14 protein-coding genes, 1 tRNA gene and 2 pseudogenes are annotated in these 12,170 nt (G+C 35.0%); 9 read left to right on the forward strand and 8 right to left on the reverse strand.

All coding sequences use genetic code 11. The features are described 5' to 3' along the window. Nucleotides 1–343 precede the first annotated feature (343 nt). The 5 genes from MIDI_RS08470 to MIDI_RS02095 all read left to right on the forward strand — a co-directional run bounded on the left by MIDI_RS08470 (nt 344) and on the right by MIDI_RS02095 (nt 3,787). Nucleotides 344–481, forward strand: a complete 138-nt coding sequence (locus tag MIDI_RS08470) for a hypothetical protein (RefSeq protein ID WP_160162206.1) — start codon at nt 344–346, stop codon at nt 479–481. Beyond that, on the forward strand, nt 448–1,206 hold the full coding sequence (locus tag MIDI_RS02080; protein WP_160162207.1) for a DsbA family protein: 759 nt from the start codon (nt 448–450) through the stop codon (nt 1,204–1,206). Before MIDI_RS08470 ends, MIDI_RS02080 begins: the two co-directional genes overlap by 34 nt. A 122-nt stretch (nt 1,207–1,328) precedes the next feature. After that, complete coding sequence (locus MIDI_RS02085; protein WP_013950934.1) at nt 1,329–2,375, forward strand: class I SAM-dependent DNA methyltransferase; 1,047 nt, start codon at nt 1,329–1,331, stop codon at nt 2,373–2,375. Nucleotides 2,376–2,506: 131 nt separating this feature from the next. Further along, on the forward strand, nt 2,507–3,199 hold the full coding sequence (locus MIDI_RS02090; protein WP_160162208.1) for an MlaA family lipoprotein: 693 nt from the start codon (nt 2,507–2,509) through the stop codon (nt 3,197–3,199). A 3-nt stretch (nt 3,200–3,202) separates the two neighbouring features. Then, the gene (locus tag MIDI_RS02095; protein ID WP_013950936.1) at nt 3,203–3,787 is read left to right on the forward strand and encodes an MlaC/ttg2D family ABC transporter substrate-binding protein; all 585 of its coding nucleotides are present in this window, start codon (nt 3,203–3,205) and stop codon (nt 3,785–3,787) included. 33 nt (nt 3,788–3,820) lie between these two features. Here MIDI_RS02095 and MIDI_RS02100 read toward each other — a convergent pair whose 3' ends face one another. From MIDI_RS02100 to MIDI_RS02110, 3 genes are all read right to left on the reverse strand, one after another. Next, nucleotides 3,821–4,132 carry a hypothetical protein gene (locus MIDI_RS02100; protein WP_013950937.1) on the reverse strand — a complete coding sequence of 104 codons (312 nt, stop codon included), beginning with the start codon at nt 4,130–4,132 and terminating at the stop codon, nt 3,821–3,823. Beyond that, nucleotides 4,129–4,590, reverse strand: coding sequence for a hypothetical protein (locus tag MIDI_RS02105; protein WP_013950938.1), 462 nt, complete (start codon nt 4,588–4,590; stop codon nt 4,129–4,131). The genes MIDI_RS02100 and MIDI_RS02105 overlap by 4 nt, the downstream gene beginning before the upstream one ends. A 277-nt stretch (nt 4,591–4,867) precedes the next feature. Then, on the reverse strand, nt 4,868–5,695 hold the full coding sequence (locus tag MIDI_RS02110) for a hypothetical protein (protein WP_041185373.1): 828 nt from the start codon (nt 5,693–5,695) through the stop codon (nt 4,868–4,870). A 73-nt stretch (nt 5,696–5,768) separates the two neighbouring features. On the opposite strand from MIDI_RS02110, the gene MIDI_RS10165 reads away from it, so the two are divergent. The 4 genes from MIDI_RS10165 to mreC all read left to right on the forward strand — a co-directional run bounded on the left by MIDI_RS10165 (nt 5,769) and on the right by mreC (nt 8,218). Then, a complete protein-coding gene (locus tag MIDI_RS10165) occupies nt 5,769–6,305 on the forward strand; it encodes an inner membrane-spanning protein YciB (protein ID WP_083809599.1) in 537 nt (178 codons plus the stop codon). Between the two features lie 66 nt (nt 6,306–6,371). Continuing rightward, a tRNA-Ser gene (locus MIDI_RS02125) sits at nt 6,372–6,463 on the forward strand. Nucleotides 6,464–6,510: 47 nt separating this feature from the next. Then, nucleotides 6,511–7,410, forward strand: coding sequence for a lipoyl synthase (gene lipA / locus MIDI_RS02130; protein WP_148234196.1), 900 nt, complete (start codon nt 6,511–6,513; stop codon nt 7,408–7,410). Beyond that, nucleotides 7,388–8,218, forward strand: coding sequence for a rod shape-determining protein MreC (gene mreC, locus MIDI_RS02135; protein ID WP_013950942.1), 831 nt, complete (start codon nt 7,388–7,390; stop codon nt 8,216–8,218). Before lipA ends, mreC begins: the two co-directional genes overlap by 23 nt. 362 nt (nt 8,219–8,580) lie before the next feature. Here the strand turns inward: mreC and MIDI_RS09030 are convergent, their stop codons facing one another. From MIDI_RS09030 to MIDI_RS10170, 5 genes and pseudogenes are all read right to left on the reverse strand, one after another. After that, nucleotides 8,581–9,003: a hypothetical protein gene (locus tag MIDI_RS09030; RefSeq protein ID WP_052567670.1), complete on the reverse strand. Its 423-nt coding sequence runs from the start codon at nt 9,001–9,003 to the stop codon at nt 8,581–8,583. 308 nt (nt 9,004–9,311) lie between these two features. Further along, nucleotides 9,312–10,337, reverse strand: a complete 1,026-nt coding sequence (locus MIDI_RS02145; RefSeq protein WP_013950946.1) for a phenylalanine--tRNA ligase subunit alpha — start codon at nt 10,335–10,337, stop codon at nt 9,312–9,314. Next, nucleotides 10,315–10,524: pseudogene (locus MIDI_RS02150) on the reverse strand (FixH family protein); the annotation flags it as partial. The gene MIDI_RS02145 and the pseudogene MIDI_RS02150, both read right to left, overlap by 23 nt. A 291-nt stretch (nt 10,525–10,815) precedes the next feature. Next, nucleotides 10,816–11,466, reverse strand: a complete 651-nt coding sequence (locus MIDI_RS09250; RefSeq protein WP_041185642.1) for a M15 family metallopeptidase — start codon at nt 11,464–11,466, stop codon at nt 10,816–10,818. A 426-nt stretch (nt 11,467–11,892) separates the two neighbouring features. Next, nucleotides 11,893–12,141 (reverse strand): annotated as a pseudogene (locus MIDI_RS10170) (prepilin peptidase); the annotation flags it as partial. Between the last annotated feature and the right edge of the window lie 29 nt (nt 12,142–12,170).

Consider the following 12,170-nt stretch of genomic DNA (forward strand, 5'->3'; position numbering starts at 1 on the left):
CTTTCTTTTCCTACAGTATGAATTGTGATATTAATCACACTATGTGCGTAAGAAAATATAAAACGTTTTTAATAAATTACATATTTGCTTGTAATTTATCAAACAGAGTGATTTTATAAAAATTAACTAAAGATCTCAATTAGAGAGGCAAAATGAATTCTAGAAATGTTGTAATCTTAATGTTAGCAGTGCTAATTATTGGGCTAATGATTTTTTTGTTTTTGATGAAGATAACAAACAACCCGTACCAAATAAACAGATTGCTGCGCCAATATCCACTCAAGGTCAGGCCTTATCTGTTCCTAAGAATTATGGCTTAAATGAAGAAGAAGTAGTAAGGATTGTGAAGAAGTATATAGACGAAAATCCTGAAGCAATTATGAAAAGTATAGAAAATCATTATGCGGCTAAGGCTAATGAAGCAAAGGCTATACAAAAAATATGCTCATGCGGTCCAAGGATAAAATTTACAATAATATAAATGATCCACGGATTGGTAATCCAAAAGGTAGTATAAAGATTGTAGAATTTTTTGATTATGCTTGTAGCTTCTGTAGGAAAATGCTTCCAATCCAGCAAAAAATATTATCAGAATATCCTAACGTACAACTAGTTTTGAAAGAGCTTCCTATTATGGGAGATTGGTCAGTGTTGGCAAGCAAAGCAGCGCTTGCAGTTACAATCGTGGATAATAGTAAATACGAAGGCTTCCATAATAAACTATTAAATTTAGAGGATAGAACTGAGGCGGGCATAATGCAAACAGCAGCTGATATCGGGCTAGACGTAACCAAGTTAAAGGATATGATGCAAAAGCCAGAAATAGAGGATGTTATTCAAGCAAATCTCCAGCTAGCGGCTGATCTTAAAGTTAGAGGTACTCCTGCTTATATAATTAATGACGGTATTTTGCCTGGTTCTTTAAGCTATGCTGAAATCAAAAGTGCATTAGAGGGTGCTGGAGCTAAGAAAATAGATACCAATACTTCACCAAGCACTACTGGCTTGACTGCGCCTTTTAGCAGCATTGATGAGAATCCAACAAGTCCATCGGTGTCTACTGCTCCTGAGATCCCCGTACCATCTGTACCTGCTTCAACTAATGAGCATACCACTCCTCAACAGCCGGCTACTACTGCAAGTGGATCTAAGAATGCGGATACTAATGCCGGTTCCACTAGTATAACGCCTGTGGTTCCAGAATAACTTAAAATGTCAACTAATTAAAAATTGCGCTTTTGTGTTGGATTATAAATAATTTATATATAGGCTTGATAACTATTATTTTGGCTATAGTATTTATTTGTAAGTAACTATCGTCTGTGACCATGTTTTTTCTGAGTAAATTCACTAAGTTATATAAAGAGTGGAAAGGTAAAAAGGATTTAAAAACAAAGTTGGTGGAGCTATATGAAAGGGCAATTGATGAAGTTTACGAATTGAAAGATAGATTGAAAAATCTAGAGAAAGCTAATTATGAATTAGGAATATACCACTTAAAGAATAATGATATAAGTGATGCCTTGTTGAGGTTTAATCTGCTAGAATTATTTAGATGTAAAAGACCGGGGCTTGCCTATTATATGGCACACTGTTATATGGACCAATTAAAATATGATAGAGCAGAGAAGTATATAAAATTATATACCGAGTCTGGCGATGGACAGTTCGTAGATGAAGTTAATTACTTTAAATCATTAATCGAGAAACAAGAAGTAAACCAGATCCCTATCACTCTTATCGCAGATAAGTTTGATCAGTTAGCAGACAGTTTTGACGAATTTCATTTGAAGGGAAATAAAGTTGCGCCGCAGTTTTTAACGGTAGATGATATAGTAAAAGCTGCTAATTCGTCGCATGGTAAATCTCTAGGAAATAACGTGTTAGATTTGGGGTGTGGGACTGGAATTATCGGTCAGCTTTTAAGGGAGAGCAAGGTTGCAAATGCAATTGTTGGGGTAGATATTTCAAAAAAAATGCTAGCTAACTCTAAAAGAAAATCTTTTGATGGGCAAAAAGTTTATGCACAGCTTTTAAATGAAGATGCGATTAAATTTTTACGGCAGGCTGATTCTACAAGTAAAACTGTATATGATATAATAGTTATGGCTGATTTTATAACGTTTAATAGAAATATTGCTGATATAGCTACGTTACTAAGGAATATTACAGATAAGAAAACAATTTTGGCAATTAGTTTTAAAAAAGCTGAAAAATCAGATATTAACTTTGTTCATAAAAGAGGAGAATTTAGATACAGCCCAGAGTTTATAAAAAATAATTTCAGCTCGAACGGATGGACCTTATTTTCTGAACAAAATGTTATGTTTAGTAATCAAAATGCTGGTGTTTTAATAATTTTTGTGAAAGATTAAATCTGGTGTGAAAAAAGAAGTTTATGGTGAAGGTTGTGTTTTACAGCATCTTGTTGCTATTTTCCCCGGTGTTGTGTGGCTGCAGTAGTAAGTACAAAGCGGCTAATAATCGGGAACCTGGTGCGCAGTTATTGCAGAAGGTCGACGATTCTTCTACAAATGAAGCTGATGAAGACTGGAGAAATGCCAGTATTGTGACTTATTCTTCGGGAAGAATATTAACCGCTGATTATAAGGAAGATATGGATCCATTTGAGCCCTTTAACAGGATGATGTTCAAAATCAATAAAGGATTGGACAATTTTTTAGTCAGACCGATAGCGATTATTTATGATAGAACTATCCCCGATTGGGGAAAGGATAATATACAAAATTTTTTGCAGAATCTTTTTGCTCCTTTACAGACGATTTACGGTATTCTGAGCTTGAATCCGGAAATGACCAGTAGATTCTTTGCTAGATTTGTCATCAATACAACATTTGGTACTCTTGGTTTACATGATGCAGCCTCAAGATATCCTGAATTAAGATTTGAGGAGTTTAGAGGGGAGAACGTATTGAAAAGGTACGGAGGAAAAAGCGGTCCTTATATAGTATTGCCAGTTGTTGGTCCATCATCTGCCAGAGGTGCCTTCGGCTTATTATTAGATTTTGTAGCTGACCCTTTAAATTATACGCTTAAACGTCAATATGTATTTTCAAAAGATACTCTTGTAGTGATAGATAAAAGAGCTGGCTTGTTAAAATTAACTGATAATATTGATGAAGTTTCAATCGATGAATATATCACAACCAGAAGTATTTATTTACAAAATAGGAGATAAACTATGAAATTTAAATATATCCTAATCCTTGCTTTAATGTCTATTTATACTGATTCTTTTGCTGATACGAAAAAAGATATAGAAGGTTTTGTTGATAATAATGCCAAGAGAATTATTGCTGTTTTGGAAGAAAAAACTACTGATAGCGAAAAGAAAGCAAAGTTAACTGAGTTCTTTTACGAAATAGTTGATTACGAATGGATAGGCAAGTTTGTAATTGCTAAGAATTGGAATAACATGAATAAAGATCAGCAAAACCATTATTTAGAAAGTTATAAAAAGTACTTAAGTAATTTGTATGTGAAAAAATTCGTTGAGTACAACAATCAGCAGTACAAAATTGTGGATGTAAGTAACATTGGTAAAAGTCATTTTATTGTGGTAACTGAAATAATTAACACTCGGAGCTCTAAGCCTCATATTAATGTAGCTTACAGAATTAAAGATTCTAATAATGTTTTGAAAGTTATAGACATAATAGGAGAAGGAGTAAGTCTTCTTTCTACTCAAAGAGCAGATTTTTCCTCTATTATAGAGCAGAAGGGAGTAAATGATTTTCTCAAAATATTGGACAAGAAAAATCAATAAAGTTTGTTTGCGATATTTAAATTAGGTCACGACTTACCTTCTGTTAAAGCTAATCTCCGGTTTATTTTCTTGATTTAGCTTTTTTCTAAAGTCAGTACTCTGGATCCGCTGTTCTGTACTTGGAGAGCTGGTTTCTCGGGCTGCAGCCTGCCTTGCTATTGTTTTTACATTATGTGTAACAATCTCACGGATGGTGGTGTAATTCTCTCGTACCGATTCATAGTTGAAATTTTTTTCTATATCTATGGAAAGCTTGGAAGCTTTGCAGTTAATATAAGAAATAACAAAGCGGCCGCAATTTGTATTATCAATTATAGACTGATGCCCTAGATAACTGGTTTTCATTTCAATACCTTCTCCATGAAGACTTCCGCTATAGCTCGCCTAATTGGCTCTAAGGAATAAAGAAAACTAGCGAACCATCCTTTAGAATCATAATGATGGGCTCGAATATTATTAGCTTGGTCAAAAACGTCCAACTCAAGCATTGTCCAATGCCTCCTTTGAAATAAGCCGAAGAAGTAGGATATTGATTGGGCTATCGGTATAACGAATTTTAATGGCCTTGTATTTTCATTATTTATATATTCTTTTACCTGCTCCAGCTGCTTTTTAAGTGGGTTATTACCAGCCGTAGCAATATCGACAGCGCCATGTACATCTTCAACAAGGTCAGTGCTTGGTTTGGCAACTAGTGCTCTAATGCCATTTTCTTGCATACCAAAAATAAAAGGGTTAGTTTTTTCTGGCGCTAAAGTACTCCGATTGAAATAATCCAAGTTCTTTATGAACTTCTCTAACATACCAGGATTCAACGCCCTCTTGTTCCAGGCTAAGTCTGAAAATATAACTAAAGATAAGAAATATATGTGCAGTATATTATTAGCTGTAAGTAGCTGTTATGCAAGAAAAAATTATCGGAATTTTATGCAGAATTAAAATCAATGTTCTAGCGAAAATTTTTTATCTAGAATTTTAAAAAAGATTGCAATAAGTTTATCGAACCCTCGCTAATATCCGTCCTCTAATTTCAGGCACTTTTGTGCTGCTATAAGTATTTAAGTGGAAAATCCATAAACTCTAATTCCAAATTCCTTTACTGCCTTTCCACCAAGAATCTAATTGTAGCAGAACTTCATTAATAATTCTTTTATGCACGTCGTCTTCATCTTCATCCATATTTTTTTCAAAAGTAAGATTTTTAAAATAGGTATTTGTTGAATTTATGAATTTAATTTTTACATATACCTTTTCCGTATTCTCTTCTATTTCTGAGACTTGAACCAGCATTACTTCTTTGGTGTGATATTTCTTTAGAAGATAATAAAAATCCTTATATTCATAATTTTTAATATTTCTAATATTAAAAGAGGTTAGATCGTCTAACTCACTTCTTAGAGTCACAGGTTCAACCAGGCCAAATTGTTCGGGCAAGAATTGCCTCCACTGAAGCACTAAATTACTCGAGAAATTTTCATAAAAGGGAATGATTAAACAATCATTATATATTTTTTCTGCAAAATTGAGTCCCTGACGATTTAATAATGCTTTTACAGAAGCAGGATGGAACTCTACATCTACTTCTGCAGAATATGAATGGGAGGTTATCCTTTCATTTAATATAACGTACTTTTTGACAAGACTGGAGTTATCATTCTTCACAATACTATTAAATTTACCATTTTGTTTTTCAATAGTGATTCTATTCAAAAGAACTAGCATTGCTTCCCTAGTTGCATTATCAAGAGCTATTTTTTTTGATTCTGCAACCGTCCCAAAATCACTAAAGGCCTTTATATTATTAACGGTGAATATCTTATCTTCTGGAATTAGACCATAACTACAATTTGTTGTAATGCCTAACATTAGGATTACTCGTATGAAATTTATTTTTATTTGCTTGATCATTATTCTGTGTTTACACCTATTTAAATAATGTGTATTAAAAGACTATAAAGCAATCAATACAACGTCAAGTGTTATGAGAGTGTTAGAATTTATACCTCTGGCGGTATTTTTCATATTATATAAACTTTATGGAGTTATCTATGCAACTGCTGGCATAGTTGTAACGACATTGTTGGCAACTATAATAAATTTTTTGATTACAAAACGGAAGCCTAATAATTTTGCGCTGTTTTCTACCGCATTAATGGTTCTCATGGGTTCTTTAACAGTATTTACATCCAATTCAGCCTTTATTAAAGTCAAACCGACCATATTATATTCTTTGTGTGGCTTGACAATTACCGGGGGCCTTCTCATGGGGAAAGTCTTCATAAAATCATTGTTTAGTGCTTTTTTATTTTTAAATGACAGACAGTGGAGAATTTTCTCTATACAGTGGATAGCGTTTTTTCTAGTGGCTGCTATCAGCAATGAAATCATCTGGAGATTTTTTTCAGAAGAGACTTGGGTGAATTTTAAAGTAAGTTTTATGCCTCTCTTCACTCTTTTATTTATGTTTTTGCAAATATTTCTTTATAGAAAACATTTAGTGATACAAAATGATAGGTAAAGGTAAGATCAAGAGTTTAAATTGCAGTATTCTCATAGAAATGATATACCAAGGCGGAAATTTTTAGGAAGAGTGGCCGAGTGGTCTAAGGCGCACGCCTGGAAAGCGTGTTTACCCTTATGGGGTAAACAAGGGTTCGAATCCCTTCTCTTCCGCCATTCTTAAGACCAGCAAGACTAAAGAGGAGATTTGAGTGTCTAATAATATTGCTTTAAAAAAACCGGATTGGATTAGAGTGAGAGCACCAACCAGCTCTGATTATAAAAAAACCGAAGATATAGTGAAAGGTTTATCACTAAATACGGTTTGTGAAGAAGCTGCTTGCCCGAATATAGGAGAATGTTGGAAGAAGAAACATGCAACATTTATGATATTAGGAAGTGTCTGCACAAGAGCGTGTAGGTTTTGCAATGTTGCAACGGGACGCCCTGACTTACTTGATCCTCATGAACCAGAGAAGGTTGCGCAAGCTGTAGAAAAGCTTGGTTTAAAACATGTAGTTGTTACTTCGGTTGATCGCGATGATCTGCCAGATGGTGGAGCTGAGCATTTTGCGCAGTGCATAGAGCAAATACGAAAAAGATCACCCCATAGTACCGTTGAAGTCTTAACCCCCGATTTTTTGAAAAAAGATGGGGCTATTAGGACAGTAGTAAAAGCTAAGCCCGATGTATATAACCATAATGTTGAGACGGTACCTTCTTTGTATCAGCAAATGAGGCCAGGTGCGCGCTATTTCCACTCTTTGAATTTACTAAACAAAGTTAAAGAATTGGATCCAGAGATTTTTACAAAATCGGGTATGATGGTGGGGCTTGGGGAAATTAAAGAGGAAGTTTTGCAAGTGATGGATGACTTAAGAGCTGCTAAAGTTGATTTTCTAACGATTGGACAATATCTACAGCCGACAGCAAAACACGCCGAAGTTAAAAGATATGTAACTCCAGAAGAATTTGATTACTATGCAAGAATTGCTAAAGTTAAGGGCTTTTTGATGGTATCTGCTACACCCTTAACTCGATCTTCTTATCACGCGGATGAGGACTTTTTGAAAATGAAAGTTGCATATCAGGAATCATTATATGTTAAAAAAGCCTCAAATTAAATTTAGCAAGAGATCGAATATTATTAGTCTTGGTACTAAAGCTAGAGCTGTTATCGTGATAACCTTTAGTTGTTTGGCAACGATATTTTTCAGTTTATATTTTGGCGAGCAATCAATTGAGATTTTTGATGATATGATTTCCAAGGTTTACCAAGTTGTTAACAAGCCATTGGAGCAGGTGCGAAGTTTTATAGAATTGGGCAATGACTACCTCACTTGTAAGAGAGAGAAAGATATTCTTGTTGCTGAAAATCAGAATTTAAAAAAACATAATCTTAAGATAGAAATTTTAGAAAGAGAAAATCTCGAGTTAAAAAAGTTAAATAAATATGCAATTCCCCTTAAGTTTCAATATGTTACCACTAACATAGTGAGCGCTGGTACTGACAGCTTTGGCCTTCAAATTATGTTAAACGCTGGAGCTGAAGATGGAGTGTCAGAAGGACAAGCGGTTGTCAATTCTGAAGGCATGGTTGGTAGGGTTGTCAAGGTTTCTCAAAAAAGCTCAAAATTATTACCTTGGAGTAATGTGAGTTTTAAAGTTCCAGTACTTTTATTAAAGAGTGGCATCCGTTGTATTGCAAATGGCTCTAATGAAGATTCTTATATGAATTTACTATATTTACCAGAAAATGTTGAGCCAATCGAAGGAGAGATTGCTGTTACTTCTGGCGAAGGGGGAATTTTACCTTTTGGCATAAAGGTTGGGGAAATTGCGGTGTCTGATTCTGAAGAAAATGAATTTATTTTGAAACCTGCAACAAATCTAAATTTATTTACTATGGTTGCCGTTGTTGTTAGGCGTTAGGAAAAAGGGCATTGCCTAATATTTATAATAGGAGTTTCAAATCCAGCAAATGCCTATGGAAGAAGAGGGTAAGAGTAGCGCAAAGCATCCTCAGGAATTTGCTGTAGCGCTTCGTTCTTCGATTAAAACTAGCTAGATAATGCCTCTTAAAGAATTCTTTGATTCTACCACAATGATGTCCCAGCCTTTGTTTTGTGATGGTGCGTGGAGATTTTTATAGTATTCGTAAACGCTGTAATCATCTGTATATGCTCATTTATAACGTTCCTCAAAGCCTAAATGACAGGTTCAGGTGGGTTGCCTTGCTCCCGTCACCTACCCTTCAAAATCAATAATTTCACCCGCTCCTCTATCAACTGCAATCAATATAAAGGTGTACTCCCACTTCCATTCTTTGGTCTTTTTTTTATATATGTGCACAGCTCCTCAATCTCTAGGACCTCGATATCCTTAAGTGACTTTGTGCTGTTGCAGCTCTTATCTAACTTTTCTTGCACATAGCCGCCCCCCGTCCTTGTTTCCTTGCAGCAATTCAGCAGAATGACCAACGGGATGACCGCGTCTCGCATCAGCTCAACAAAGCGATTGTAGCTGATAAGCTTCGGCAACTCCTCTCTGAAAGAGATTTGAACACAGTTTAGGTAAAAATCTTTGAATCCGGTAATGCCCTCAAATGAAACAAAACGAGGATCGTTATAACTTCGGAAAGCATCATCCCAGACTCTCGTTCCCTTTGTCTCTGCGAGTTTCTTAAGGATCTTTGGTACATGAGTTGTCGCTTGCAAAAATCATCAATCAAACAAAATATTTCTACTAGGGGAACCACTTTTCTTATTTATCGTGAAATTGAGAGAAACTTAATGGTTACACAGCCTCTTTGAAGCCATATCAGATAATTTCTTTAAAACTTACCTCAAACTGGGGTTAAAAAAGTTTTGTCTACAAAATAATCATAAGTAATAACTACATTTTCAAAATTCTGGGGGCCTACTGGTAGTAATGGATATTTATATGGCATATCTAACCTGACTTAAAGTTGCTGTGCTGTAGTGTACAGTTAATCCAATAAAAGTCTAGTGAAGCTCAAAGATGGTTAAAAGCCGTATATTTCATGCCAGCGCATATCACCCTCAAAAAGAGTGCGAAGGTCAGGGATATTATGCTTTAACATAGTAAGCCTTTCGATTCCAACCCCAAAGGCAAATCCTTGGTATTTCATTGGATCTATACCAACATTTTTTAAAACCTTTTCGTGTACCATCCCGCAACCCAGAATCTCAAGCCAGTCATTTCCTTCACCGATTCTGATTTCTTTTTTGGTACTGCGGTCACATTTTATATCTATTTCTGCTGATGGTTCGGTAAAAGGAAAGTAACTAGATCTCCACCTCATAGGCAATGCATTCACTCTAAAAAATTCTTTTAAGAATTGTGCGATGCAGCCCTTCAGGTGGCCAAAATTGATTTCTTCTCCTATGACGAGCCCTTCTAATTGATGAAACATAGGAGTATGCGTCGCATCATAATCTGATCTATAAACTCTACCGGAAGAGATGATGCGAATAGGGGGCTGGTTTTTCTCCATATATCTAATTTGTACGCCCGAAGTATGAGTTCTTAAAAGCCCTTCAACATTTTGCATATAAAAAGTATCATGCATTTGTCTTGCTGGATGAGACTCATTTATATTTAAAGCAGTAAAATTGTGCCAATCATCTTCAATTTCTGGACCTTCAACATGAGAAAACCCCATGCGGACAAATATATTTTTTAACTCATTAATAGTATTGGTAATTGGATGGATTCTTCCGCGGGTAAATCCTCGGCCGGGAAGGGTTATATCAATACTTTGAGCATTTAATTTTTGTACTAGCTCTAACTCTTCAAGCTCTTTTTGTTTTTCGCTTAAGTTTTTTAAAATGTACTCTCTGACTGTATTTATCTCAAGCCCGAGCTGTTTCTTCTCTTCAGGAGTTAATGCGCCTAACTTTGCCATTTGTTCTACAAGCAGGCTTTTTTTGCCTAAAAATTTAGCTTTTAGATTAAATAATTCGGTGAAATTGCTAACGTTCGAAAGTTCTGAAACGAATAGTTCATTAATGCTGTTTAACTGACTCATTTATAAAGTTTTTATCATGAAGAAAAATTCTTTCAGATATTATATATACCTGATTATTTAATTCCACCAAAATCTCCATATCCCACTGCCCCTCTTTACATTCGATTAAGGCTCGATAAGTATTATCCTTTTGTTTAATCATCGTAATATGTTGATCAAATTTATTAGTTACAGGGCTCATTAAATTTAAATTAACTTTTTTATACTATCTAGTGTCGGATTTAACTCTAAAATAAAACTCCAACCCTCATATTCTTGTCGAATCTATAAGAGTATAATTAAAGGACAAGATGGAAGAGATCTTGGTATTGACCGGATATCTCTTATAGATACCTTTTCCATGCTCTACAGAGCTAACAGAACCACTATAGCTAATTGAAGCTACATATATCCAACCAGTGTAAATTAAAGATAAAACTGCAAAAAATATTACAATTAAGTAGGGCGCAAATCTAGAGCTTGAGTCAAAGGACATAGATTATTTTACAGGAAAATCAAAATGGTCTTCGGGGTATCTTGAAAACGGTTCATCTGCTAACTTAAAGTGCCACCATTCCCATTTATATCCCTCAAATCCATGGGCTTCCATAGCAATGCGTAAGGCTTCTCGGTTTTTCTTTACCTCTTCTGGTAAATCAGCAAAATCCGTATTAGCTTTTGGATCCAGAAAATCGAATTCGGTTCCCATATCAAGCTCTTCACCTGAAGCCAGATCAATTATTGTTAAATCTACAGTACTCCCTCTGCTATGGGTAGATTTAGCACTGATGTATCCATTTAGTAATTCATTTTTATTTATGTTTGGGTAAAACCTGGCTTTAATTTCTGGATCTTCATCAGTAGATAAAGCCCATTCTTTAAAACTTTCTACTGCAGTCACGGGCCTATATCCATCAAAGGCCTTGAGGCTAAATCCATGTTGCTTTAGTGCGGTTTGTACTTTTAACAATGCATCTGCTGCTTCTTTAGTCAAAATAATAGTAGCCTTCTCGTAGCCTGGCACTATTTTTCCTGTAAAATTATCTTTAGTTGCGTATTTTACATCTTGAATAATATCAGGTGCGACATCTGCTAAGTAGACAAATCCGGTCGGCAAATTGTTAGAAAAAATACGAAAATCTTTGGGCATAACATAATTAAAAAACATTACCACAAGCAGCGCTAGAACGCTTCCATAATATAAATGCTTCTTTTTTCTCATTTGAGTAAATTTAATGAAATAGAAAGAGATAAGTGTAACATATACTAAAAAAATGTAAACATTACATAGTAAAGCTGCAGAGATTATAACAAACACTAACTCATCAGATTTATGAATTTTCAATATACTATTAGTGAGTATAATTACCGCTAGAAAGATATTTAACAAACAATTATATAGGGTACCTTCATTTAGTATCTTGAGAGCTGCGGCTAGGAATGCAAAATTTATAGTCAAAGCTAGCCATATCCGTCGATATTTTCGATAGAGTAACAATTTAAGAATTAACACAGCGGTAATACAGATCAGCAATATATATGATTCGGTAAACCCTAAAAAATGGTATAGTAAAGTTGAGCTGAAGCCGGTAGCTGCCTCTAGAAAAGTATAAGATGAATCTATTCTTTTTCCACAGTAATTACATTTGCCAAGAGTGCTTAGCCAGCTGAGCATAGGGAGATATTCGTAGAATTTTAGGCGTGTGCCGCAGTCTGAGCACATGGGAGGGTTATGTGTTTTTTGATCAAATCCGAATGGTGAAATCTTCCTTGGCAACCTATAGTAAGCTGTGGTCGCAAAATTACCAACAAGTGTGCCAAACAAAAAAGCTATGGCATAAGATAATAATACGT

It is taken from the genome of Candidatus Midichloria mitochondrii IricVA (assembly GCF_000219355.1).
Lineage (GTDB): Bacteria > Pseudomonadota > Alphaproteobacteria > Rickettsiales > Midichloriaceae > Midichloria > Midichloria mitochondrii.